This window comes from Sphingomonas sp. Marseille-Q8236 (assembly GCF_965112005.1).
In genome coordinates this window covers 1470401-1495380 of the sequence record NZ_CBCOPO010000001.1, presented here as the reverse complement: position 1 = coordinate 1495380, position 24980 = coordinate 1470401, and the positions used below count along the sequence as shown (strand labels likewise).

At 66.8% G+C, this 24980-nt stretch carries 23 protein-coding genes; 8 read left to right on the top strand and 15 right to left on the bottom strand.

Going from position 1 to position 24980, the window contains the following annotated elements; all coding sequences use genetic code 11:
• Positions 1-25: 25 nt before the first annotated feature.
• From ACWPWT_RS07135 to ACWPWT_RS07120, 4 genes are all read right to left on the bottom strand, one after another.
• A complete protein-coding gene (locus ACWPWT_RS07135; protein WP_454279122.1) occupies positions 26-976 on the bottom strand; it encodes a bifunctional riboflavin kinase/FAD synthetase in 951 nt (316 codons plus the stop codon).
• 33 nt (positions 977-1009) lie between these two features.
• Positions 1010-2047: a GGDEF domain-containing protein gene (locus tag ACWPWT_RS07130; protein ID WP_454279121.1), complete on the bottom strand. Its 1038-nt coding sequence runs from the start codon at positions 2045-2047 to the stop codon at positions 1010-1012.
• A 149-nt stretch (positions 2048-2196) separates the two neighbouring features.
• A complete protein-coding gene (locus ACWPWT_RS07125) occupies positions 2197-2664 on the bottom strand; it encodes a dihydrofolate reductase (RefSeq protein WP_454279120.1) in 468 nt (155 codons plus the stop codon).
• Positions 2661-3455: a thymidylate synthase gene (locus ACWPWT_RS07120; protein WP_454279119.1), complete on the bottom strand. Its 795-nt coding sequence runs from the start codon at positions 3453-3455 to the stop codon at positions 2661-2663. The genes ACWPWT_RS07125 and ACWPWT_RS07120 overlap by 4 nt, the downstream gene beginning before the upstream one ends.
• Here ACWPWT_RS07120 and ACWPWT_RS07115 point away from each other — a divergent pair.
• Entirely contained in the window at positions 3360-3944 is a 585-nt protein-coding gene (locus ACWPWT_RS07115) for a JAB domain-containing protein (protein WP_454279118.1), read from the top strand. The two genes, ACWPWT_RS07120 and ACWPWT_RS07115, sit on opposite strands and share 96 nt — an antisense overlap.
• Positions 3945-3975: 31 nt before the next feature.
• Here the strand turns inward: ACWPWT_RS07115 and ACWPWT_RS07110 are convergent, their stop codons facing one another.
• From ACWPWT_RS07110 to ACWPWT_RS07080, 7 genes are all read right to left on the bottom strand, one after another.
• Positions 3976-4716 carry a TorF family putative porin gene (locus ACWPWT_RS07110; RefSeq protein ID WP_454279117.1) on the bottom strand — a complete coding sequence of 247 codons (741 nt, stop codon included), beginning with the start codon at positions 4714-4716 and terminating at the stop codon, positions 3976-3978.
• 8 nt (positions 4717-4724) lie between these two features.
• Positions 4725-5171 carry a hypothetical protein gene (locus ACWPWT_RS07105; RefSeq protein WP_454279116.1) on the bottom strand — a complete coding sequence of 149 codons (447 nt, stop codon included), beginning with the start codon at positions 5169-5171 and terminating at the stop codon, positions 4725-4727.
• Between the two features lie 123 nt (positions 5172-5294).
• The gene (locus ACWPWT_RS07100; protein WP_454279115.1) at positions 5295-6023 is read right to left on the bottom strand and encodes a class I SAM-dependent methyltransferase; all 729 of its coding nucleotides are present in this window, start codon (positions 6021-6023) and stop codon (positions 5295-5297) included.
• A 22-nt stretch (positions 6024-6045) separates the two neighbouring features.
• Positions 6046-7173 carry a peptide chain release factor 2 gene (gene prfB, locus ACWPWT_RS07095; RefSeq protein ID WP_454279114.1) on the bottom strand — a complete coding sequence of 376 codons (1128 nt, stop codon included), beginning with the start codon at positions 7171-7173 and terminating at the stop codon, positions 6046-6048.
• A gap of 64 nt (positions 7174-7237) precedes the next feature.
• On the bottom strand, positions 7238-9733 hold the full coding sequence (locus ACWPWT_RS07090) for a penicillin-binding protein 1A (RefSeq protein ID WP_454279113.1): 2496 nt from the start codon (positions 9731-9733) through the stop codon (positions 7238-7240).
• A gap of 65 nt (positions 9734-9798) precedes the next feature.
• A complete protein-coding gene (gene trhO / locus ACWPWT_RS07085) occupies positions 9799-10752 on the bottom strand; it encodes an oxygen-dependent tRNA uridine(34) hydroxylase TrhO (RefSeq protein WP_454279112.1) in 954 nt (317 codons plus the stop codon).
• A gap of 134 nt (positions 10753-10886) precedes the next feature.
• Positions 10887-12122 carry an N-acetylmuramoyl-L-alanine amidase gene (locus ACWPWT_RS07080; RefSeq protein WP_454279111.1) on the bottom strand — a complete coding sequence of 412 codons (1236 nt, stop codon included), beginning with the start codon at positions 12120-12122 and terminating at the stop codon, positions 10887-10889.
• Positions 12123-12612: 490 nt separating this feature from the next.
• Between ACWPWT_RS07080 and ACWPWT_RS07075 the strand changes: the two genes are divergently transcribed.
• Complete coding sequence (locus tag ACWPWT_RS07075; RefSeq protein ID WP_454279110.1) at positions 12613-15288, top strand: Rne/Rng family ribonuclease; 2676 nt, start codon at positions 12613-12615, stop codon at positions 15286-15288.
• A 103-nt stretch (positions 15289-15391) separates the two neighbouring features.
• On the opposite strand, the gene ACWPWT_RS07070 is transcribed toward ACWPWT_RS07075, so the two are convergent.
• Positions 15392-15805, bottom strand: coding sequence for a hypothetical protein (locus ACWPWT_RS07070; protein ID WP_454279109.1), 414 nt, complete (start codon positions 15803-15805; stop codon positions 15392-15394).
• A gap of 114 nt (positions 15806-15919) precedes the next feature.
• Between ACWPWT_RS07070 and ACWPWT_RS07065 the strand changes: the two genes are divergently transcribed.
• The 4 genes from ACWPWT_RS07065 to ACWPWT_RS07050 are packed head-to-tail and all read left to right on the top strand — an operon-like array spanning position 15920 to position 19697.
• Positions 15920-17266: a M48 family metalloprotease gene (locus tag ACWPWT_RS07065; protein ID WP_261268787.1), complete on the top strand. Its 1347-nt coding sequence runs from the start codon at positions 15920-15922 to the stop codon at positions 17264-17266.
• Positions 17266-17973 carry a DsbA family protein gene (locus ACWPWT_RS07060; RefSeq protein WP_454279108.1) on the top strand — a complete coding sequence of 236 codons (708 nt, stop codon included), beginning with the start codon at positions 17266-17268 and terminating at the stop codon, positions 17971-17973. Before ACWPWT_RS07065 ends, ACWPWT_RS07060 begins: the two co-directional genes overlap by 1 nt.
• 33 nt (positions 17974-18006) lie before the next feature.
• Positions 18007-18939, top strand: a complete 933-nt coding sequence (locus tag ACWPWT_RS07055; RefSeq protein ID WP_454279107.1) for an ABC transporter ATP-binding protein — start codon at positions 18007-18009, stop codon at positions 18937-18939.
• On the top strand, positions 18936-19697 hold the full coding sequence (locus ACWPWT_RS07050) for an ABC transporter permease (protein WP_261268784.1): 762 nt from the start codon (positions 18936-18938) through the stop codon (positions 19695-19697). Before ACWPWT_RS07055 ends, ACWPWT_RS07050 begins: the two co-directional genes overlap by 4 nt.
• A gap of 59 nt (positions 19698-19756) precedes the next feature.
• On the opposite strand, the gene ACWPWT_RS07045 is transcribed toward ACWPWT_RS07050, so the two are convergent.
• Both ACWPWT_RS07045 and glpX read right to left on the bottom strand, forming a co-directional pair.
• A complete protein-coding gene (locus ACWPWT_RS07045; protein WP_454279106.1) occupies positions 19757-20473 on the bottom strand; it encodes a CPBP family intramembrane glutamic endopeptidase in 717 nt (238 codons plus the stop codon).
• The gene (gene glpX, locus ACWPWT_RS07040; RefSeq protein WP_454279105.1) at positions 20470-21444 is read right to left on the bottom strand and encodes a class II fructose-bisphosphatase; all 975 of its coding nucleotides are present in this window, start codon (positions 21442-21444) and stop codon (positions 20470-20472) included. Before glpX ends, ACWPWT_RS07045 begins: the two co-directional genes overlap by 4 nt.
• Before the next feature lie 153 nt (positions 21445-21597).
• On the opposite strand from glpX, the gene ACWPWT_RS07035 reads away from it, so the two are divergent.
• Positions 21598-22353 (top strand): ATP-binding cassette domain-containing protein, encoded by a 756-nt coding sequence (locus tag ACWPWT_RS07035; protein WP_454279104.1) that lies wholly within the window; start codon positions 21598-21600, stop codon positions 22351-22353.
• The gene (locus ACWPWT_RS07030) at positions 22350-23891 is read left to right on the top strand and encodes a glycine betaine ABC transporter substrate-binding protein (RefSeq protein ID WP_454279103.1); all 1542 of its coding nucleotides are present in this window, start codon (positions 22350-22352) and stop codon (positions 23889-23891) included. Before ACWPWT_RS07035 ends, ACWPWT_RS07030 begins: the two co-directional genes overlap by 4 nt.
• A 259-nt stretch (positions 23892-24150) precedes the next feature.
• Here ACWPWT_RS07030 and dapD read toward each other — a convergent pair whose 3' ends face one another.
• Positions 24151-24978 (bottom strand): 2,3,4,5-tetrahydropyridine-2,6-dicarboxylate N-succinyltransferase, encoded by an 828-nt coding sequence (gene dapD, locus ACWPWT_RS07025; protein ID WP_261268779.1) that lies wholly within the window; start codon positions 24976-24978, stop codon positions 24151-24153.
• Between the last annotated feature and the right edge of the window lie 2 nt (positions 24979-24980).

Genomic DNA, 24980 nt, shown 5'->3' with positions numbered 1-24980 from the left:
CCCTTAACGGGTTTAGGTTAACACGTCATGCCGGATTATGCGATGCCGGTGAAGGGCCCAACAGGGCGCGGGCCCGCGCGCAATCCGCGTCCATCTGCGCCACCAGGGCGTCCAGCGTATCGAACTTCGCCTCGGGCCGCAGATATTCGACCAATTCGACCGACAGCGCCTGGCCGTACAGACCCTCGGCAAAGTCGAAGAAATAGGGCTCCAGCAATTCCTTGGGCGGGTCGAAGCTGGGCCGGATGCCCAGATTAGCTGCGCCGTTCAGCACCCGCCCATCGGCCAGATGCCCGCGCACCGCATAGATGCCATAGGCGGGTCGCAGATATTGCCCCATGTCGAGATTGGCGGTCGGATAGCCGATCGTCCGGCCCAGCTTGTCGCCATGCTGTACCCTGCCCTCGATCGTGAAGGGCCGGGTCAGCAGCCGCGCCGCCGTGCGTGGATCGCCCGCAACCAGCGCGGTGCGGATGCGACTCGAGGAGATCGTCTCGCCATCCAGCGACACTGGCGCGACCGCATCGGTGGAAAAGCCAAGCACCCGCCCCCATTCGCGCAAGGTGGCGATGTCGCCACTGCGTCCGCGACCGAAGGTGAAGTCTTCGCCCGTCACCACGCCGCCGACCCGCAACCGGCCGAGCAGGCGCTCCTCGACAAAGGCTCGTGCCGACAAGGCCGCCAGTTCGGCATCGAAGCGGAACACCAGCATCGCATCGGCCCCGGCCGCCGCGAACAGCCGCTCGCGCTGGTCGAGCGTGGTCAGTCGAAAGGGCGCGGCATCGGGTTTGAAATAGCGGATCGGATGCGGATCGAAGGTCGCGACCAGGGCGGGCCGCCCCTCCGCACGGGCGCGCGCCACCGCGGCACCGACCACCGCCTGATGACCGAGATGGAATCCGTCGAAATTGCCCAGCGCGACGATACCGCCCGCCAGATGCGCCGGGATCGATTCCGCGCCGTCAACTCGCTGCATGGGCGCGCGCTATAGCAGGCCGGACCGAATTGGCTAGGCGCGTGACAGGACGCGGTTGCCGATCCCCTCGCCCGCCAGCATGCGCAGCCTTTCGGCACGGTCGAACGTCTCCTGCATCGGCACGCCGATCCCCACCGCGACCCCGGCGGACATGGTGACGACGCCGATCGGCTCGCCCGATCCGCGAAGCCGCAGCGTCCGGCGCTGCATCGCCGCGCGCGCCTCCTCCATCATCCCCGCCGCCATCGACAGGGGGCGACCACGCAGCACGAGGACGAACAAATTGCCCTGCCAGCGGATGATCTCCGCCCCTTCGCTCACCTGGCGCAGCGTGGCGACGAAGGCGCGCAGGACATTGTCGGCGACGGGACGACCATAGCGCTCGTTGATCCCCTCCAGATCGTCCAGGCTACAGGCCGCGATCACATAGCCATGCGGATCGGCCGCCAATCCCTCGATCAGCGCCCGCGCGCCCGTGCGGCTCATCACCCCGGTCAGCAGGTCGATGTCGTCACTGGGGGGCACCGATTCGATTCGGGTGCGCAGATGCGCGATGCTGCCCGACAATTCCTCCAGATCGCGCTCGGTCTTGGAAATGCGCGCGATCAACTGTTCCAGCAGCAGCGCGATCGCCGTCGAATCGGGGCCCAGATCATTGTCGCGGCGATGGGCGTCCGACAGGGCGGCGACGTCGCTGGTAAAATGGCCGGTGATCTGGCGCGCCTCGCTGGTCAGCGAGTCCAGCGCCTCGGCATGATCGCTGAGGTCCCGGTCGAGTTGCGCACGGTCGGGCAACGGCTCGATCGCTTCATGCGCGCGGACCATCGGCATGAGCTTGCCCACATCCTCCTCGGTCAGGCGGATACCGCCATCGGTACGGCGCGCGACCTCCTGTCCCAACGGGCCATAGGGATGGAGGACGGCCTGGAGCGCCAAGGCATAACTGTTCGTCGTGCGGGCCAGTCGATGTTGATCGAGGAACAGCAACGCCTCGCGACTGGCGTCGAACAATCCCGGCGGATCGATGTTCAGCCCATTTCGGCCTTCGCCCTCCCAATCCATGATCATCATGTGGCATCCGCCCTAAAGATGATGTCGGCCAAAGCCGCAATCTTTTCTCCTTACCCGATATTTACGATCGTTCAGGCCGCAAGTGAAGACGGATGGATAAAAAATTCAGGGAACGTCATTAACCGATCTTTACCATTGTCGCGGCCCTGTCACCTCGCCAGCGTCACAAAGGCATAGGCAGGACGGCCGTCCGAGGCAGGACAATGCTTTCTGTCAACTTCGCGCCAACCGATGAACGGGGGGACGATGGTATCCCCCTCCGCATCCATGTCGATCTCGGTCAGTTCGACCCGGTCGGCCTGCTCGCGAAACAGCGCGAAAATCTCCGCCCCGCCGATCACGGATATGGCGCCCTCCCCCGCCAGCGCCAGCGCGCCCGCGACATCATGTGCCACCTCCGCCCCCTGCGCGGACCAGTCACGGTCGCGGGTCAGGACAATGTGCCGCCGCCCCGGCAGCGGCGCGGGAAAGCTGTCAAAGGTCTTGCGGCCCATGATCATCGCCTGCCCCATGGTCAGCGCCTTGAAGTGTTTCAGATCGGCAGGCAGGTGCCAGGGCAATTGACCGTTGCGCCCGATCACGCCGTTGCGCGCGCGCGCCAGGACCAGCGTGATCATATCGCCACCGCCGCCTTGATATGGGGTTGCGCGACGTAATCGTGCAGCACGAAATCCTCGGGCTCATACCCGTCGATCGCATCCGGGCGGCGCAGGATTTCCAGCCGTGGCAGTTCGCCTGGCTCTCGCGCCAACTGCGTCCGCGCCTGGTCCAGATGGTTCAGATAGAGGTGGCAATCGCCACCGGTCCAAATGAACTCGCCGACCTCCAGATCGCATTGCTGGGCCAGCATATGGGTCAGCAGGGCATAAGAGGCGATGTTGAATGGCACCCCCAAGAAGATATCCGCCGAGCGCTGATAGAGTTGCAGCGACAGCCGGCCATTCGCAACATGGGTCTGGAACAGGCAGTGGCACGGTGCCAGCGCCATGGCGTGAAGGTCGCCCGGGTTCCAAGCGGATACGATCTGGCGCCGCGACGCGGGCTGGGTACGGATTTGCTCTATCAGTTCAGCGATCTGGTCGATATGGCGACCGCCCGCCGTCGCCCAGTCGCGCCATTGTTTGCCATAAACCGGGCCGAGATTCCCCTGTTCATCCGCCCATTCATCCCAGATGCTGACCTTTCGCTCCTGCAACCAGCGGATATTGGTGTCCCCGCGCAGGAACCACAGCAGTTCGACGATGATCGAGCGCAGGTGGAGTTTCTTGGTGGTCAGCACCGGGAACCCGCGGGCCAGGTCAAAACGCATCTGATGGCCGAAAACCGAAAGGGTGCCCGTACCGGTCCGGTCCATCTGCTGGACGCCGTGGGTCAGCACCCGGTCCATGAGGTCGAGATATTGCCGCATGACGTGGGCCTAGCGCCGTGCGGCGCGAACGCCAAGCCGCGCCGGAACGGAGCGGGACGAAGATGCCCGGACGCGCGGCGCGAGGCAGAGCGTGAAATGTCGCTTTCCCGCCCCAGCCCACGCCAGATCAAAACCCGCGACGACGCGTTTCGACTGTTCGCGGGGCTGGCACGCGGACGGCAAGAGGCGTTCGGCGTTGCCTTTTTAAGTCGGGAACGGACCATATTGGGATTGCGCCACGCCTGGGGGCGTGAGGATTCGGTGGTGGTCCCCCTCGTCCGGATCGCGCGGGACGCGCTGTTGCTCGCCGCGCGCGCGGTGCTGATCGCGCATAGCCACCCCGATGGCGACACCTGCCCCAGCGTCGCCGACCTGGCCTTGACCCGGCGGCTGTCGCAGGGGCTGGGCGCCCTCGACGTGGTGCTGCTCGATCACCTGATCGTGACCAGTGCCAAGATCGTCAGCCTGCGCGAACAGGGGCTGCTCTAGGGCGGCCCCTGACGGCCCTAGACGGGTCGCGTCAAAAGCCGAACCGCACCCGCCCGACGATCCGGTCCCCCGAATGCCGCGCATTGGCCAGCAGGAAGGCGGAAGCGTCCCGCTCCGACACGTCGGTCCCGACATAGTCCAACCCCAGCGTCACCGGCCCGGTCACATGCGCCACGCCCAGCCGCCAGTCGCTATAGTCGCCACCGGGACGAAGCCGGGCAGAACGAAAGGCGTTGTCGACCTGGCCCGAGGAATGGCCGACGCCCGCCGACAAGGTCCAGGGCGTGCCGGGAATGCCCGCCTGCGCCCCGACATGAATATAGAGATTGTCGCCGCCGATCGCATCCTGCGACGGCGCATAGTCCGCACCCGCATCGACCTGTACCGGGCCCAGCGTATAGGCCGCCAAGCCGCCCAGTTCGACATAATCGGCGTCGAAGGCCGCACCGCCGAACACATGGCCCGTCACCCGCCCCCGCACGGTGACGGAGCCCAGTCTGGTGCCCGCGCCCAGCGTCAGGTCGCCGACCACGCCCGCCCCGCCATGCCGATCCGATTCGCGCAAGGCGACGACACGCCCGCTCGCCTCGAACGGCCCGCTGGTCACGAAAATATCGGCGGAGGGCGATACCCGCCCCCCGCTCCAGCTCAGGCCACGGCGATTCTCGTCGCTATTCAGCTCCACCCCGATCACGGGGCCCTGCTGCGCGCCGGCAGGCATGGCGGCCAGCATCGGAGCCACCGTGACGATGGCGGCCCACATGGTCTTCATATCGATCTTCATCCAGCGCGCGTCTCGGCATGAAGGCGGTCCATCTCGGCGCGCAGCAAGCCATGGTCCTCCTGTGCGACCGCCTGCAGGTGGTCGCGGACCGAGTCCTGCCGCCGGGCGACCTCCTGCGCAATCGCGCTGCGGTTGGCGCTGCACCAGCCGGGACGACTGCCCTCGATCACCCCGTCACGGCTCGCGCTGCGCAACAAGGTGGCGCCGGTGCCCGCTTTCGCCTCGCGGTGGACGGTGACGTTGGCGCTCCACTGGCACCGCAGCGTCGAGGGCCGCCCGCCGGTGGCCACTGCGCCGATCTGCTTGTGGGTTACGCCGACATCGGCGCTGTAACGGACCGCGACCGGGCCGGAATGATGGTCCATCTGCATCCGATGTTCCAACGCCCCATCGGACGCCGCCATCGATCCCAGCATCAGCCCGGCCACCAAAAGCATGTTCATCATCGTCTCCATCTGCGGGGCCCCGACCCATGCTGGTCGGTGACCTGTCGGCACCGATCAGCGCCGATGGCGGACAATGTATGACAAAATTTTCATGATTCAATCTGTCGCCGCAGCGGTGACTTAGTTTTCCTTCGCTCGGCAGGGGCGGATGGCGGCCGGTTGGGGACGCGGCCGGGTCGCCCGGAACGCGGCCAGATACCCGCCGGCCGAGGGCATGTTCTCGAACGAGACCTGGGTGAAGCCCACCGCCTCGAACTCGCATTTCAGCAGCGCCGGGGGCGTACCATGGGCACGGATGCGGCGATTGGCGTCGACCACCACGACCAGCCCGTCGGGCTTCAACGCCGGATAGAGCCGCCAGAGGAACTCATAAGGCTGCTCGATCTCATGATACATATGCACCATCAGCACCCGGTCGAAACTGTTCGGCGGCAGCTTGGGATCGGCGGGCTCGCCCAGCCGGACGCTGACATTGTCCAGTCGCTCGCGCGAGACCCGCTCGGCCAGCCGATCGCGCCAGGCGGCGACGATGTCCTCGGCCAGGACGCGGCCGGTCTTGCCGACCCGCTGCGCCAGGCGGACGGTGTAATAGCCTTCGCCCGCGCCGATGTCGGCGACGGTCATGCCGGGATCGATCCGCGCCCGGTCCATCACCTGATCCGCCTCGCGCAGCCGGTCGCGCGCATCCTCGCTCGACCAGCGTGACGAGACGACATCGGCGACCGGCCGGTCCGCCGCCGGAAAGGGGCCGACCTTGTCGTCATCGTCGTCGCGCTGCTGGATCAGCGGTTTCGAGCCGTCGCACCCCGCCACCGCGCCCCCCAGCGCGATGACCAGTGCCGCCGCCATGATGGGCCCCCGCCGCCCCATCTTAATCGACATCTTCCACGGCGACGGCCTCGCCGGTCACCCGCTGCGACAGCGCCGCCGCCATGAACGGGTCGAGATCGCCGTCCAGCACGTCGCCCGGCGCGGTCGAGGTGATGCCGGTGCGCAGGTCTTTCACCAGCTGATAGGGCTGGAGGACATAGGAACGGATCTGGTGACCCCAGCCGATATCGGTCTTGGTCGCGTTCTGCGCGTTCGCCGCCGCCTCGCGCTCGGCCAGTTCGCGCTCGTACAGGCGGGCGCGAAGCTGGTTATACGCCTCCGCCTTGTTCTTGTGCTGCGATCGCTGATTCTGGCACTGCACCACGATCCCGGTGGGCAAGTGCGTGATACGCACCGCCGAGTCGGTGGTGTTGATGTGCTGGCCGCCCGCACCCGATGCGCGATAGGTGTCGATGCGCAGCTCGCTCTCGTTGATCTCGACCTCGATATTGTCGTCGATCACCGGATAGACCCAGACCGACGAGAAGCTGGTGTGCCGCCGCGCCGAGGAGTCATAGGGGCTGATGCGGACCAGCCGGTGAACGCCCGATTCCGTCTTGGCATAGCCATAGGCATTCTCGCCCTTGACCAGCAGGGTCGCCGACTTGATGCCCGCCTGTTCGCCCGCATGATAGTCGATCAGCTCGACCTTCATGCCGTGCCGCTCCGCCCAGCGCGTATACATGCGCTGGAGCATTTCGGCCCAGTCCTGGCTCTCGGTGCCGCCCGCGCCCGAATTGATCTCGATATAGGTGTCGTTGGCGTCGGCTTCGCCGGCCAGCAGCGCCTTGACCTTGTCCGCCTCTGCCCGCTTGGCGAGTTCGGCCAGGCTGGCGACGGCTTCCGTCTCCAGTTCCTCGTCGCCCTCCATCTCGGCCAGTTCGATCAGCTCGACCGTGCCCGACAGCTCGTTCTCGATCGCGCGGGTGGCGGTGATGGCTTCGTCCAGACGGCGACGCTCGCGCATCACCTCCTGCGCCTGTTTGGGGTCGTTCCACAGCGCCTGATCCTCGACGCGCGCGTTCAACTCGTCCAGGCGGCGCAGCGCGCGGTCCCAGTCGAGGAAGCGGCGCAGCAGCTCCAAAGCGTCCTTGATCGTATCGACATGAGCCTGCGCTTCAGCGCGCATGAATATTCTCCGAATCGGTCGTACGTCCGCCCGGCGGGCGAACATGATCTATATGGGAAGCGGGCTAGTAGATTCCGCCTTCCCTTTGCAAGAAATCGCTGTCGCGCGGGGGCGCGGGCGTCGCCGGACCGGTGGGGGTCGGCGGCGTTTCGACGGTCGCCTGGGTCCGGCGGGCGCGGCGGCGCGGTTCGCTTTCGGGCTTGAACGCTTCCCAGATGACGGCGGGCTTGGGATCGTTGCCGGTCGGGAAGGTGCCATAGACCGGCCGTCCGCTCGACCGGTCGATCCGCACCATGCGAATGCCCGGCGGCGCGCGGAAGGGCAGCTTGTCGAGCCCCTCATAGGCCTTTTCGGCGAATTGACGGAAGATCGGCACCGCGATCGTCCCGCCCTGCGCATAGCCGCCCAGCGAACGCGGATGGTCGTAACCGAGATACAGGCCGCCGACGAATTGCGGCGTGCCGCCGACGAACCAGACATCAGTCGGTCCATTGTTGGTGCCGGTCTTGCCGAACATCGGGCGGTCCAGATCGCGCAAGCCCGTCGCGGTGCCGCGCTGGACCACGCCCTCGGTGATATGAACCATCTGATAGGCGGTCATTGCGTCCAGCACCTGACGCTGGCGAGAGATCGGGCGCGGCATCGGCTTGCCGTCATAATCGGCGGCGTTGCACCGATCGCAGGCATGCCAATTTTCCGGCCAGATCACCTTGCCGTGCCGGTCCTGGACGAAATCGATCAGCGAGGGATCGCCGCCGCGCCCGTTATTGGCGAGGATCGCATAGGCGTTGACCATCTGCCCCACCGTCGTCTCGCCCGCGCCCAGCGCATAGGCGAGATAGGGCGGGAAATCGCCGATCCCCATCTGCTTGATCATCGCGACGACATTCTTCATGCCCACGGTCGCGGCCGTCCGAACGGTCATCAGGTTGCGCGACTGCTCGATGCCCCAACGCATGGTATGCGGGCCGGCCCCGGCCGAATTGCCGAAGTTGCGGAAGCATTTGGTACCGAGATTCGCCCCCTGATCGACGCAGAAGGGCCCGTCGACGATGATCGAGGCGGGCGTCATGCCATGGTCGAGCGCGGCGGAATAGACGATCGGCTTGATCGTTGAGCCCGGCTGGCGCTGCGCCTGGGTGGCGCGGTTGAACGCCTGGAGCCGCGCGTCGAAGCCGCCCTGCATCGCCAGCACCCGGCCGCTGGCAGGTTCCTCGACCACGAAGCCGCCCGAGATGCGCGGGATCGAGCGCAGGCCGAGCACGCTGCCCTCCGGCGCGACCGCAACGATGTCGCCGACCTTCAGCGCGCTGAACGCGGTCGCCGCCGTGCCCCGGCGCGGCATCTGCGCCAGGCTGCGCGGCAGCGTGCCGGTGCGGCCATTGGCGAAACCGATCGTCGCCTGCCCCGAATCCTTGGCGGTGACGATCCCGGCCCGCCAGTCGCGATAATCGAGACCGATATTGGTGTTCAGCAGCACCTGCTGCCAATTGCCGTCTTCCACGTCTTCGTGCCGGATCGGCCCCGACCAGCCACGCCCGGCGTCGAACCGGACGAGTCCGTCGCGCAACGCCTCGGCCGCCAGATCCTGAAGCCGCGTATCGAGCGACGTGCGCACCCACAGCCCGCCGTCATAGACGCTGTTCGGCCCGCTTTCGGCCTTTTCGCCGTAGCGCTTGATCAACTGTCGGCGGACTTCCTCGACGAAATAGCCGCCAACCTGCGCATATTTGGGGGTCCGGCGCAGCACCGTGCCCAACGGCTCGTCCATCGCCGCCTGATATTGCGCACGGGTGATGAAGTCGTTGCGCAACATCTCGCCCAGCACATAGGCGCGGCGCTCCAGCGCGCGGTCGGGGTGGCGGACGGGATCGTAATTGGACGGCCCCTTGGGCAGCAGCGCCAGATAGGCCATCTGCCCCAGCGTCAGCTCGTCCAGTTCCTTGTCGAAATAGGCATGCGCCGCCGCCTCGACGCCAAAGGCGTTCCGCCCCAGCGCGATCTGGTTCAGATAGAGTTCCAGAATCTGCTGCTTGGTCAGCGCATTCTCGATCTTATAGGCGAGGATCGCCTCGCGAATCTTGCGCGTCGGGGAATAAGCGTTGCCGATCAGCAAATTCTTGGCGACCTGCTGGGTGATGGTCGATCCGCCGCGCGCGCGCCGGCCGGTGCCGAACTTCTTGGCATAATCGAGCACCGCACCCGCCAGCCCCGGATAATCGACGCCGCCATGCTCGAAGAAGCTCTTGTCCTCCGCCGCCAGAAAGGCGCGGATCAGCAGCGGCGGATATTCGCGGAACGACAATTCGACCCGGCGCTCGCGCGCATAGGACTGGATCGGCGCGCCGTCGATGCCACGAACATGGGTGGGCAGCGGCGGTTCATAGGCCTTGAGCGCATCGACCGAGGGCAGGTCGCGCATGAACAGGAACCAGAACACCCCCGCCCCGATCGCCAGGAGCAGCGCGAGCGCGGCGAGCAGCCGCACCCACCACCGCTTCCACAGGGGACGACGCGACGTTTCGGGGGTTGCGGGCGGGGAAGAAGGTTCGACGGCCATGGCTTTGCGCGGGACCGTGTAGCAGGTTCGCCCCCGCTTGCCACCCGCTTGACTTTACTTGGGCATCAGCAGCCGGGCGGTTCGTCGCGCGGCTCGCCCGGATCGGGATAGCGCGCACCGACATGCGCCTCGCCTCGCGACGCAGCCAGCCGTTCCTGCCGATGCCGCTCGGCATAGGCGGCCAGCCGCTCCGCATCGCGCGTGCCGTGGCAGGCGGGGCAGCTCACCCCCTCGACATAAAGCGGCGAGGCGAGGTCCTCCGGCCCAACGGGCATCCGGCACCCATGGCACAGCGCGTGGCTTCCCTGCGCCAGCCCATGTCCGACCGCCACCCTCGCATCGAACACGAAGCATTCGCCCTGCCAGCGGCTCTGCGCCTCGGGCATGGTCTCCAGATATTTGAGGATGCCGCCATCGAGATGGAAGACGTCCTCCACCCCTTCCGCCTTCAGAAAGGCGGTCGCCTTTTCGCAGCGTATGCCGCCGGTGCAGAACATCGCGACCCTGGCCTTGCCCGCCATCAGCTCGTCGCGATTCTCGCGGAACCAGCGGGGGAAGTCGCGAAAGCTCTTCGTGCCGGGATCGACCGCACCGTCGAACGTGCCGATCGCCACCTCGTAATCATTGCGCGTATCGATCAGGACGGTCTGCGGATCGGCGATCAGCGCGTTCCACTCCTCCCCCGCGACATAGGTGCCGACCTCGCGCGTCGGGTCGATGCCCTCGACACCCATCGACACGATCTCGCGCTTCAACCGCACCTTCATCCGGTGGAACGGCATGGTCTCGGCGGTCGAGTCCTTGTAGTCCAGATCGGCACAGCCGGGCAGCGTGCGGATATGCGCAAGCAGCGTCTCGATGGCGTCGTGGGTGCCCGCGACAGTCCCGTTGATCCCCTCGTTCGCGAGCAGCAGCGTACCGCGAATCCCGTTGGCCTCGGCGACGGCCAGCAACGGTGCGCGCAGCGCGGCGGGGTCGGGGAAGCTGGCAAAACGATACAGGGCACAGACGCGGATCATGGCAGGGCCCTTACGCCGATCCGACGAGCGCGGCCAGATGCCTGCCCTGTGGGCCGTCATGGGACGAGGCCCTCTTTACCCGGAATATCGCTGGTCGAAGAGGCGGCTGGCGTCGTCGACTACTCCGTCGCCCCCTACCGCGCCGCCATCCGCCGCGCGAAGTGAACCTCCACCGCCTGCAACACCGCCTGCGCGATCCGCTCCCGGCCATCCTTGCTGTCGAGAAAGGCCGCGTCCTGCATGTTGGAGATATAGCCCGTCTCGAACAGGATCGACGGCATGTCCGGCGCCTTGAGCACCATCAGCGAGGCCATGCGGTGGAAGGTCGGCTTGACCGGGATCAGCGGCTGCGCCTCGCGGCCCAGCAGGCGTGCGAAGCTGGCCGAGGCATTCATCGTCTCGCGCTGGGTCAGGTCGATCAGGATCGAGGAGACGTCGCTGTTCCCGCCCAGATCAACCCCCGCGATCACGTCCGCCTTGTTCTCGCGCGCCGCCAGCCGTGCGGCTTCCTTGTCCGAGGCGACGTCGGACAGGGTATAGGCGGTCGCGCCGCGCGCCTCGCCCGCGCCCGCACTGTCGCAGTGGATCGAGATGAACAGATCGGCATGCAGCCGCCGCGCAATGCCATAGCGCTCGCGGTGGAGGATATAACGGTCGTCCTCCCGCGTCAGGGCCGCGCGCACCCGCCCCGACGCGACCAGCGTATCGCGAATCGCCTTGGCGATGGCGAGCGTCACGTCCTTTTCGCGAAGCCCCGTCTGCGGATTGATCGCACCGGGATCGACCCCGCCATGGCCCGCATCGATCACCACCAGCGGGCGATTGTCCGCCCCCCGAACGCGCGGCAGGGGCAGCGTGCGCGAGGGGCTCGGCACGGGGACGGTCAGGGTGTAGTTCGGCTTGCGCTGAAAATGGAACGGGAAGAAGTCGAGCGCACCGGCAAAGCTCGCCTGGGTGTAGCCCTTGTTCACCGGCTTGAGGGTCAGCGACAATTGCCGCGCTTCGTCATCGAACCCGCCGTCGAAGATCGCCGCGTCCTGGGCCAGGGCGAAGGTCAGCCGGGTGACGCCCGGCCTGACCAAACTCTGAGTTAGTCCGCGTACCGCGCCCTCGCTGACCGGAATCCTGCCCGGCGAAGCCCCGGTCACGTCGATCGCCACCCGGCGCGGCTCGTTCAGCATGACGCTGCGCGCACGCTTGACCGGCGAATCGAACCGGATAAGCAACTGCGCCCCCCGCACCACGACCTTCTGCACCGTGGCCGCGAACGCGCTGACGGGTGCGAGGAACCCGAACAGAAAAGCAAACAGCATCAACACGACCCGGCAACCATGCCGCGCCCGCCCGCCGCTGGTCCAGCGAAAAGCCATTACCGCACACCCTTTTTGGCGACCTCATAGGTCGACAGTCGGGCATAATGGACCGTGGCTGACGCGGGACTTTCCATAATTGGTTAACCGGCAATTCGGCATTTTGGTCACGGCAAAAACGGCAGATTCCCGCCTGTTGCGCAAACGTTCCGATGATGCTAGCAATCCGGTGGACCCCGGCCTCGATCACCTCTCCCAAACGATCGGGACGGGGCCATCTCCAAAAAGGACCGGGACGGCGATCCGATTCGCGCCCGGACCAATCAGGTTGACGCTCGCATGACGCATATGATCCACCCCGCTGACCGACCGGCCTTTGCCGGCGGGATCGCGGTGTCGTGGGTCCGCACCGGCCCCGTTGCCGGCGCTGTGGCTGCGGCCGACACGCATTCCGTTTTTTCCAGCGGACCGGCGCCCCGCGCCGCCGCCCACCTTATTTACCGCGCGCGACGGCTGCCACTGGGCCCGACGCGCGCGTGGAGACTTCATAATGACCACGCGTATGCTGATCGACGCACGCCACCGGGAAGAAACCCGCGTGGCCGTCGTCAAGGGTAACCGGATCGAGGAATTCGACTTCGAATCGGCCGAGCGCAAGCAGCTCAAGGGCAATATCTACCTCGCCAAGGTGACCCGCGTCGAACCGTCGCTGCAGGCGGCGTTCGTCGATTACGGCGGCAACCGTCACGGCTTCCTGGCCTTTTCGGAAATCCACCCCGACTATTACCAGATCCCCAAGGAAGATCGCGAAGCCCTGCTCCGCGAAGAGGCCGAGCATGCCGCCGAAGAGGCCGCGCTGCGCGCCGAACTCGACGCCGAGGATGACGAGGATCTGGACGGCGAAGGCGAGGACGATCACGCCGACGACCATCACGACGACGAGGATGGTGACGCCGCCCCGCGCCCCAAAAAGTCGACCGTCAACGACGATCAGGTCGAGGCGCTGCGCCAGCGTCGCCAGAATCTGCGCCGCCGCTACAAGATCCAGGACGTCATCCACCGCCGCCAGGTGCTGCTGGTCCAGATCGTCAAGGAAGAGCGCGGCAACAAGGGCGCGGCGCTGACCACCTATCTGTCGCTGGCGGGCCGTTACTGCGTGCTGATGCCCAACACGTCGCATGGCGGCGGGATCAGCCGCAAGATTTCGAACGCGGCCGATCGCAAGCGGCTGAAGTCGATCATGGCGGACATGGCGCTGCCCTCGACCATGGGCTGCATCGTCCGCACCGCCGGGCTCCAGCGCACCAAGACCGAGATCAAGCGCGACTTCGACTATCTGGCGCGCCTGTGGGACGGCATCCGCGAAAAGACGCTGCATTCGTCGGCGCCCGCGCTGATCTATGGCGACAGCGACCTGATCAAGCGCGCGATCCGCGACATCTACAATCGCGAGATCGAGGAAGTGATCGTCGAGGGCGAGGAAGGCTATCGCCAGGCGAAGGACTTCATGCGCCTTCTCATGCCCGCCCATGCCCGCCGGGTGAAGCAGTACGCCGACGCCGTGCCGCTGTTCCAGCGCGCGCATGTCGAGGATCAGCTCGCCGCGATGTACAATCCGGTCGTGCAGCTGAAGTCGGGCGGCTATCTGGTCATCAACCCGACCGAGGCGCTGGTGTCGATCGACATCAACTCCGGGCGTTCGACCCGCGAGCACAATATCGAGCAGACCGCGACCGCGACCAACCTGGAAGCCGCGCAGGAAATCGCGCGCCAGCTGCGTCTGCGCGACATGGCGGGCCTCGTCGTCATCGACTTCATCGACATGGACAACAACTCCAATGTCCGGAAGGTCGAGAAGGCGATGAAGGAGGCGCTGAAGAACGATCGCGCCCGTATCCAGGTCGGCCGCATCTCGTCCTTCGGCCTGATGGAGATGAGCCGCCAGCGGCTGCGCACCGGCGTGCTGGAAGCCTCGACCCGCCCCTGCCCGCATTGCGAGGGCACCGGCCTGGTCCGCACCGCCTCGTCCTCGGGCCTGTCGGCGCTGCGCCTGATCGAGGACGAGGCCGCACGCGGCCGCGGCTCGATCCTGACGCTGCGCGCCAGCCAGGAAGCGGCCGTCTATGTCCTGAACCGCAAGCGCGCGGACATCGCCGAGATCGAGGATCGCTACGGCGTGACCGTCGAGATCATCCCCGACCGCGAGGAAGAGGGCGCGCGCATGACGGTCGAGGCATCGGGCCCGCCGCCGGCCTATGCGCCCAAGATCGACATGCTCCTGCCCGTCGAGGAGGATGAGGACGATCTGATCGACGAGATCGAGGAGGAAGAAGAGGAAGAGGTCGAGGAAGAAGCGACCGAAGCCCCTGCGCCTCGCGAATCGCGTGAGGACGGTGAAGGCGGCGGCCGCAAGCGCCGTCGCCGTCGTCGCGGACGTCGCAATCGCGGCGGGGCGGAAGACGCCGTGCAGGGCGAAGAGGCCGATAATGGCGAGCACACCGAACTCGAAGAAACCGACGAGGTCGAGGACGAGACGGTCGAGGCGAACGACGTCGAGGCTCGTGAGGCCGAGACTGGCGAGACCGAAGCGGGCGAAGCGCGCGAAGGTGGCCGCCGCCGCCGGGGTCGTCGCGGTCGTCGCGGTGGCCGTCGCCAGGACAATGGCGCGACGGAGGCCGGTGAGGCTTCGACCGAAACCGCTGGCGAAAACGACGTCGCCGAAGCGCCGCTGTCCGTCGAAGAGCCGATCGAGGCGGGCGATGCCGCACCGGTGACGACGCCGCTCGCGGTGGCCGAGGCGGAGGCGACTGAAGCCCCCAAGACCCGCCGTCGCCCGCGCGCTCGCAAGGCCGCTCCGGCGGTGACCGAGACGGTCGAGACGCGGGTGGGGGAGGCCCCGATCGCCGAGCCGGTCGTCGAGGAAGCTCCTGCGGTCGCAGCGGAGGCGGAAGCCCCCGCCAAGCCCAAGCGCGTCCGCAAGAAGGCTGCCCCCAAGGTCGCCGCCGAGCCGGTCGTTGAAGAGGCCCCCGCCCCCGAAGCGGAAGCCCCCGCCAAGCCGAAGCGCGTCCGCAAGAAGGCCGCTCCGAAGGTCGCCGCCGAGCCGGTGGCCGAGGAAGCACCTGCAGTCGAAGCCGAACCCGCTCCGGCGGCGGAACCGGCGGAAGCCGATGCGACCTCGTCGGAAACGCCGCGTCGCGGCTGGTGGCAGCGCACCTTCGGCGCCTGATCCCCGCCACTCTCAAACGCGAGACGCCCTCCTTCCCCGCGGAAGGGGGGCGTTTTGTTTTGGGAGGCCGCTCCTCGCGCCAATTGATCCGGCCCGAAGCCTATCACCCCTCCCCGATCGCCCGCGACGCGGTGCATAGCTTCGCCCGGCCTCGAAGCGGCATCGGCACCGGCGCGCTTGCCCCATGCGGGCCATCGCGAAACGCCAGCAGGCGAAAGACATGCGCGATGCCGCCCTGCTCGACCCAGACCAGCCACAGGTCGCGCACGCGATAGGCGCGCAGGAATCGCGTTCGCGGCGGTGAGCCGGGCGACACCATGTCGGATCCGTTGAACGGCGACCCCGCCTCTGCGACGGGGTTCCCTATCGCATGACGCAGAGCCTGCCGGACCGAAGGGGGAAGGTCGGCCATCCGCCGCATCTCGGGTCCCGCCCCCTTGATCGGGCAGCCTGGCAGGTCGGGCATGGGCGCGACCCATGGCCTGGCCGGTCGATCGGCGATCATCGCCATCATCATCGTGCCACCCATTTCGTTCGCCGGGCGTTCAGTCGCCCGATGCCAAGGCTGACCGGTCCCGCCCCAATTGCAAAGCCGGTTGTGTCCGCAGGCCGACCCGCCGATAGAGGAAGCATGAAGCGTCTGATCGCCGCCTTCGCCGCCACGATCCTGCTCTGGGCGCAACCCGCCGCCGCGCAGTCCATCTTGCGCGATGCCGAAACCGAATCGCTGTTCGCCGACATGTCCGCGCCGATGATCAAGGCGGCCGGGCTGTCCCCGCGTGACGTGAAGATCGTCCTAATCAACGACGATTCGATCAATGCCTTCGTCGCGGGTGGGCAGATCGTCTATGTCCATTCCGGCCTGCTCCAGGCGGCGGACAATGTGAACGAGGTCCAGGGCGTCGTCGCGCACGAGCTGGGCCATATCGCCGACGGCCATGTCATCCTAAGCGAGCAGGCGATGAAGCCCGCCATGAAGATGCAATTGCTGTCGATGGTGCTGGGCCTCGCCACCATTGCCATGGGCGGCGGTGCGGCGGGCATGGGCGTGCTCGCGGCGGGGCAGCAGGCGGCGATGGGCCAGGTGCTGGCCTTCACCCGCAATCAGGAATCGGCCGCGGACGCGGCGGGCGCGCGCTACCTGACGACCGCGGGGGTGACCGGCAAGGGAATGCTGAGCTTCTTCAAGAAGTTGCAGAACCAGCAATATCGTTATGGCTATGTCAATATCGATCCGTTCGCCCAGACCCACCCGCTCTCCTCGACGCGTATCCAGGCGCTGACCGCCGATCTTCAGGCCTCACCCGCCTGGAACAAGCCGATCGACCCCAAATTGCAGGAACGCTTTCTGCGGGTGAAGGCCAAGCTGTACGGCTATATCTCGCCGCCCGAGACGACGTTGCAGAAATTCCCCGACAGCGACCAGTCGGTCTATGCGCATTATGCCCGCGCCTATGCCTATCACAAGGCGGCCTATCCCGACAAAGCCGATGCCGAGGCGAGCGCGCTGATCGCCAAGGATCCCAACGATCCCTATTTCCAGGAAATCCAGGGCCAGATCCTGCTGGAGGCGGGCAAGCCGCAGGACGCGCTGGCCCCCTTGCGCGCCGCGACCATGGGATCGGGGCAGAATGCGCTGATCGCCACCACCTTCGGCCATGCGCTGATCGCGACCGAGGACAAGCGCAACCTGCCCGAAGCGGTGAAGGTGCTGAAGGTCGCGGTCCAGCGGGACGAGGACAATCCGTTTGCCTGGGTCCAGCTCGGCACCGCCTATGAGCAACTGGGCGACACGCCGCGCGCCGCGCTGGCCACCGCCGAGCGGGCCAGCATGATGGGCGACACCCGCACCGCCATCCAGAGCGCGCGCTACGCGCTCGCCAACCTCACCCCCAACACGTCCGAATGGATTCGGGCGCAGGATATTGCCATGACCTCTGCCGACGCCGCCGCCAGTTCGAAGAAGAAGCGCCGCTAATGGGCGTGAAGACATTGGCCGCGGTGGCGGTCGTCGGTGGCCTGGTCGGCGGCGGCACCGCATTGGCGCTGGCCCCGCTGGTCGCGCCCGGCGGCGCATCGGGCGACAGCGTGCGCGTCTATCTGCTGGACCATCCCGAAATCATTCCGGAAGCGATGCAGCGGCTTCAGGATCGCGAACAGGGCAAGGCGGTGGCCGCCATCGGTGGCGACCTGACCAAGCCCTTCGGCAGCGCCTATACCGGCAATCCCAGGGGCGATGTGACGCTGGTCGAATTCTATGACTATAATTGCGGCTATTGCCGGGCCAGCCTGCCGCTGCTCAAGCAATTGACGGACGCCGATCCCAAGCTCCGCATCGTCTATCGCGAATTGCCGATCCTCGCGCCGTCGAGCAAGGCGGCGGCGCGCGCCAGCCTGCTCGCCGCGACGCAAGGCAAGTTCGCCGCATTCCACGACGCGCTCTACGCCGGGGGGCCGGTCAGCGACGCGACCATCGCGGCGGCGGCGGCCAAGGCGGGCGTCGACATGAGCAAGATGGCCGCCTTCCAGCCCCAGGCCGATGCCGAAATCCGGCGCAATCTCGAGGCTGCGGGACGATTGGGTCTGACCGGCACGCCGAGCTGGATCGTCGGCAACCGCATCCTGTCGGGTGCGCTGCCGCTCGAGGAATTGCAAAAGGCCATCGCCGCCGCGCGAAACGGTTGATAAAGCGGCGATCTTCCAACGGGGGACTGCCGCATGACCGACCCGATCCTGTCCGTCGAGGGCGTGACCAAGACCTATAAGAGCGGGGTGACCGCGCTCCAGCCGGTCGACCTGACCATCCGGCGCGGCGAGATTTTCGCGCTGCTCGGCCCCAATGGCGCGGGCAAGACGACGCTGATCTCGATCGTGTGCGGCATCGTCACCCCCTCTGCGGGCGCGATCCGCGTCGCCGGGCATGACGCCCTGCGCGATTATAAGGGCGCGCGGCGGAAAATCGGGCTGGTGCCGCAGGAACTGTCGGTCGACATGTTCGAGCGGGTCATCGACACCGTCAATTTCAGCCGGGGCCTGTTCGGCCGGGCACCTAACCCCGCTTATGTCGAGCAGGTGCTGCGCGACCTGTCGCTGTGGGACAAGCGCCATGCCAAGCTGATGGAACTGTCCGGCGGCATGAAGCGCCGGGTGCTGATCGCCAAGGCGCTGTCGCACGAACCCGACCTGCTGTTCCTCGACGAACCCACCGCGGGCGTCGATGTCGAGCTGCGCCGCGACATGTGGAAGCTGGTCCATCGCCTGCGCGAGCGCGGCGTCACCATCATCCTGACCACCCATTATATCGAGGAGGCAGAGGAAATGGCCGACCGGGTGGGCGTGATCGCCAAGGGCCGCCTGCTCCTGGTCGAGGAAAAGGCCGAGATGATGAAGAAGCTCGGCAAGCGCGAAATGGTGCTGACGCTGGCCGAGCCGATGGCGGCGATCCCACCCGCGCTGGCCGAATGGCATCTGGCGCTGGAGGATGACGGCAAGCGGCTTCGCTACATCTTCGACGCGCGGGCCGAGCATACCGGCATCCCCTCGCTGTTGCGGATGCTGGGCGTACTGGGGATCGGGTTCGTCGATCTGGAAACCTACAAATCCTCGCTGGAGGATATTTTCGTCGATCTGGTTGAGGGGACGCGCGCATGAACCTGCATGGCATATGGGCGATCTATCGCTTCGAAATGGCGCGGTTCCGGCGGACCGTGTGGACCAGCCTGATGGTGCCGGTCATCACCACGACGCTGTACTTCGTGGTGTTCGGCACCGCGATCGGATCGGCGATGAACCAGGTGTCGGGCGTGCCTTATGGCGCGTTCATCGTGCCGGGGCTGATGCTGCTCTCCATCTTCTCGGAAAGCATCCTGAATGCGAGCCTGGGCATCTACATGCCCAAATTCACCGGCACCATGTACGAGATATTGTCCGCGCCGCTGTCACCGATCGAAACGGTGCTGGGCTATGTCGGCGCGGCGGCGAGCAAGTCGATGGTGATCGGACTGGTCATCCTCGCCACCGCCTATCTGTTCGTCGACCTGTCGATCCTCCACCCGATCGCGATGATCTTCTATCTTCTGCTGGTGGCGGTGACCTTTTCGCTGTTCGGCTTCGCGATCGGCATCTGGGCGCGCGGGTTCGAGCAGTTGCAGGTCATTCCGCTGCTGATCGTCACGCCGCTGACCTTTCTGGGCGGCGCCTTCTACTCGGTGACGATCCTGCCCGAGCCATGGCGGACGGTGACGCTGTTCAACCCGGTCGTCTATCTGATCAACGGCTTCCGCTGGACCTTCTTCGGCACGTCGGACGTGACGCCGGGGGTCAGCCTGGGCGTGACGGGGCTGTTCCTGCTGGCATGTCTGGCGTGGATCGGCTGGATCTTCCGCACCGGCTGGCGGCTGAAGAACTGATCCTCTCGAACGTCGCCCCGGCGCAGGCTAAGGCCTCTGGCAAGCACACCGTTCCACCTTCAACGGCGTAGCGTCCCGCTCAGCAATGGCGTGACGACGAGGCCGTTCAGGTCCACCAGCACATGGACCAGCATCACCACCCACAAGGCCCCGGTCATCAGGTACAGCCCGGTCATCACCGCCCCCAGGGCGGTAGTGGCGATGATCCCGGCCCAACCCTGATAGCGATGCATCGCCCCGAACAGCAGGAGCGACGCCAGGAAACCGACCCCCGCCTGCCCCGTCACCATCGCGATCAACAGCGGCAGATAGAGGCGGAAAAACGCCTCTTCCGTCACGCCCGCCATCACGCTGAGCGCCGCGCCATATTTCAGTTCGCGCCGTTCGCGGGGAAGAAGGGCCGACACATCGCCCAGCGGCTTGCGCTTGCGCAGGCGTGCCAGCACCGCCCCCGCCACGAGCCCACCGACCGCACCGCCGATCAGCATCGGCCGTATCGCATCGTCGTCGTGGAAGATCGACGGCATCGCACCCGCCAGCCCGCCAAACTCGCCCGGCATGACCGCCATCGCCTCCAGCCGCCCGAGCAGGAGCAGTCCGACCAGCACCGGCGCCAGAAAGGCGAGCGCCGAACGGGCCAGCCACAGCCGGAACCGCATCCGGCGCGAGTGACCATCGTTCAGCGCCTTGAACCGCCGATACTCGCCCAGATCGCCCTTCTGAAACCACCATATCCCCGCCAGCGAGGCGAGGAGGAGGACGGCGGCGAGGATCATAGGCGATGCTGCCCCTTCACCCAGCGGACCGTGCCGGACGAGGCGCGCATCACGACGCTCTCGGTCGTCATCACTTTGGCGTGCCGCTTCACACCCGCCAGCAGCGAGCCATCGGTCACGCCGGTCGCCGCGAAGATGCAGTCGCCCTGCGCCAGTTCGGTCAGGTCATATTGCTTGTCGAGATCGGTCACGCCCCATTTATGCGCACGAGACCGCTCGGCGTCATTACGGAACAGCAGCCGCCCCTTGAACTGCCCCCCAACGCAGCGCAGCGCGGCGCAGGCCAGCACTCCCTCCGGCGCGCCGCCCGACCCCATATAGACGTCGATCGTCGTTTCCGGGTCGGTGGTCGCAATCACGCCCGCCACATCGCCATCACCGATCAGCACCACGCCGCAACCCAGCGACCGCAACTCGGCGATCAGCCCTTCGTGACGCGGACGGTCGAGCACGCAGACCACGATATCGCCGGGCTTCACCCCCTTGGCCTCGGCAATGGCGCGAATATTGTCGCTGGGGCTGCGGTCCAGGTCGATGACGCCCGCCGGATAGCCGGGGCCGACCGCGATCTTGTCCATATAGACGTCGGGCGCGTTGAGCAGATGCCCCTTCTCCGCGATCGCCAGCACCGCCAGGCTGTTCGGCCCCGCCTTGGCGCAGATGGTCGTGCCCTCCAGCGGATCGAGCGCGATATCGATCTCCGGCCCCTGACCGGTGCCGACCTTTTCGCCGATGAACAGCATCGGCGCCTCGTCGCGCTCGCCCTCGCCGATGACGACGGTGCCGTCCATATCGAGTTCGTTGAGCGCGGCGCGCATCGCCTCGACCGCGGCCGCATCGGCCGCCTTTTCGTCACCCCGACCGACCAGCGTGGACGCAGCGATCGCCGCCGCCTCGGTCACGCGCACCATTTCGAGGACGAGGACCCGGTCGAGGACATGGCTGGCGGTCTGATGGTCGATCTGGCTCATAACTCTCCTGACGCCAAGGCGTTTGTTGAACATGTTTTACATGCCTTATCGCGCCGGATCGACGAGGAATAGTCCGAAAGCTTCGACGTCTGCGGCGGAAAGGGTGATCGGGGCGTTTGACCGATCCATGTTGCATCCTCATGATCGCCCACCATGCCCGACCCGATGATCGCGCTCGACCATCTGTGCCGCCGCTATGGCGCGGTGACGGCAGTCGATCATGTGTCGTTGACGATCGCGCGCGGTGCGTTCGTTGCGCTGGTCGGTGCGTCGGGATCGGGCAAATCGACTTTGCTGCGGACGATCAATCGGCTGGAAACACCCGATAGCGGTCACGTCTTCATCGACGGGCGCGACGTCATGGCGGAGCCGCCCCACGCCCTGCGCCGCCGAATCGGCTATGTCTTTCAACAGCATGGCCTGTTCCCTCACATGACGGTGGCGGCCAATATCGCGATCGGCTTCCGCCTGACCGGACGCACGACAGGCGGACGGGTCGAGGAGATGCTCGATCTGGTCGACCTGCCCCGCGATGTGGCGAACCGCATGCCCGATGCCCTGTCGGGCGGTCAGCGCCAGCGGGTCGCGATCGCCCGCGCCCTGGCGACCGAACCGCCGATCCTGTTGCTCGACGAGGCGTTGGGCGCGCTCGACCCGGTGACCCGCGATGCGGTGGCGGGGCGGTTGGTGGCGCTTCATGAAAGACTGGGGCTGACGACGCTGCTCGTCACCCATGACATGGCGGAGGCGCTGCTGACGGCGGACCGGGTGCTGGTGATGGAGCGCGGGCGGATCGTCGCCGACGCCACGCCCGCGCAACTGGTCGCGGGCGAAGGCGGCGCGGCGGCGCAAGCGCTGATGGCGGTGCCCCGGCACCAGGCCGAGCGGCTGGCGGCGCTGCGGGCATGAGCGGTTTCCTCGACGCCCTGTCGCGCATACCCCCGCTCCTCGCCCAGCATGTGCTGGTCAGCATGGCCGCGCTGCTGCTCGGCATCGTCATCGCGGTGCCGCTGGCCTTTGCCTGTGCGCGGCGACCGGGCCTGTCGCGGGTCGCGCTGGGCCTGGCAAGCCTGGTGCAGACCATTCCGGCGCTGGCCCTGCTCGCGCTCTTCTATCCGGTGCTGCTCAGCCTGTCGGGGTTGGTCGGCGGCGGGATACCGGCGCTGGGTTTCCTGCCGTCCCTGCTGGCGCTGACGCTGTATGCGCTGTTGCCGATCCTGCGAAACGGGGTGACGGGGCTGCTCGGGCTCGATCCGGCGGTGTTGCAGGCCGCCGACGCCGTGGGGATGACACGGGGCCAGAAGCTGCGTCTGGTCGAGGCTCCACTGGTCGCACCGGTGCTGGCGGCGGGTATCCGGACGGCGGCGGTGTGGACGATCGGCGCGGCCACGCTGTCCACCACGGTCGGGCAGCCGTCGCTCGGCGATATGATCTTTGCCGGGCTGCAGACCCAGGCCTGGACATTGGTGTTGGCCGGATGCGTGGCGGCGGCGGCGCTGGCGCTGGCGGTCGATGCGTTGATCGGGCTGATCGAGCGGGGTCTGGCACGTCGCAAGCGGGGCCTGTGGATCGGCGGGCTGGTCGCGCTGGCGCTCGGCTGCGGGCTGGCGACGCAACCGCTCTGGCCGCATGGGGGCGAGCCGCGCCGCGAGGTCGTGATCGGCGCCAAGAATTTCTCCGAGCAATATATCCTCGCCCGACTGATCGGCGACCGGCTGACCCGTGCGGGCTATTCGGTCAGCTATCGCGACGGGCTGGGTTCGGCGGTGTCGTTCGAGGCGACGGCGGCGGGCCGGGTGGACGTCTATGTCGATTATGCGGGGACGCTGTGGACCAGCGCGATGCACCGGCATGACTCCCCGGCTCGAAACGCGATGCTGGCGGCCCTCGAACAATGGACGGCGACCCGCGATGTCACGATGCTGGGGCCGCTGGGGTTCGAAAATGCCTATGCCTTTGCGATGAAGACGCCGCTGGCGAACCGGCTGGGCGTGCGGTCGCTGACCGAGCTGGCGGGGGTCGCGCCGCGTCTGAAACTGGGCAGCGATCTCGAATTTCTCGGCCGGCCCGAATGGGCGGCGGTGCGCGATGCCTATGCGCTGCAATTCGCCGGCATGACGCCGTACAGCCCGACCTTCATGTACCGCGCACTGGATAGCGGGCGGGCGGATGTCATCTCCGCCTTTTCCTCGGACGGGCGGATCGCGGCGGATCGACTGACGGTGCTGAGCGATCCGAAGCGGGCGATCCCCGGCTATGACGCGGTGTTGCTGGTGGCGAAGGATCGCGCCGGCGACTCGAAATTCGTGGAGGCGCTGCGCCCGATGCTGAACCGCATTCCGGTCGAGGCGATGCGCGAGGCGAACTACCGGGTCGACCGCGATGACGCGGCCAAGGAAAGCCCGGAGGCTTCGGCGCGCTGGCTGGCGAAGCGGGTCGGTTTGTAGTTTGGGTTCACGCGAAGCCGCGATGCCGCGAAGCAGGGAAGATTTTGTTCGCGCGGAGGCGCGGAGAACGCGGAGGCGTCGTACCAAGCGGCGAGCTCAGCCCACTCCCCCGGCCGATGCTGAATACAGGAGGACGCAAAGCGCGACCTCTCTCTGCGTCCTCCGCGCCTCTGCGCGAACCCAATAACTCTTCGCGCTTTCGCGGCTTCGCGTGAACCAAGATGACGATCCGGCCCGAACCGGATCGTCATGGCCGGAATCAATCCCGCAGCAGGTCGTTGATGCTGGTCTTCGAGCGGGTCTGTGCATCGACGCGCTTGACGATCACCGCGCAGTACAGGCCCGGCTTGCCATCCACCGACGGCGTCGTGCCGGGCACCACCACCGAATAAGGCGGCACATGGCCGCGGAAGACTTCGCCCGTCTCGCGATCGATGATCTTGGTCGAGGCCCCCAGATAGACGCCCATCGACAGCACCGCGCCCTCACCGACGCGAACGCCCTCGGCGACTTCGGCCCGCGCGCCGATGAACGCGCCGTCCTCGATGATGACGGGACCGGCCTGGAGCGGCTCGAGCACGCCGCCGATGCCCGCGCCGCCCGACAGGTGCACATTCTTGCCGATCTGGGCACAGCTACCGACCGTCGCCCAGGTGTCGACCATCGTGCCCTCACCGACATAGGCGCCGATATTGACGAAGCTGGGCATCAGGATCGCGCCCTTGGCGACATGCGCGCCGCGCCGCACGACCGAACCGGGCACCGCGCGGAAGCCGGCAGCGCGGAATTCGGCTTCCGACCAGCCGCTGAACTTCGACGGCACCTTGTCGAACCAATGGCCCGCACCGGGCCCATTGTCGATCAGGACATTGTCGTTGAGGCGGAACGACAGCAGCACCGCCTTTTTCAGCCACTGGTTGACCGTCCAGCCGCCATTGCCATCGGGCTCGGCGACGCGCGCCTCGCCCCGGTCGAGCAGCGCCAGCGCGCGGTCGACGGCGATCCGCGCCTCACCCTGGGTGGCGAAATCCAGCTCGGCCCGGTTTTCCCAGGCGGCATCGATGGTGGCGGCCAGTTCGTGAGCCATCG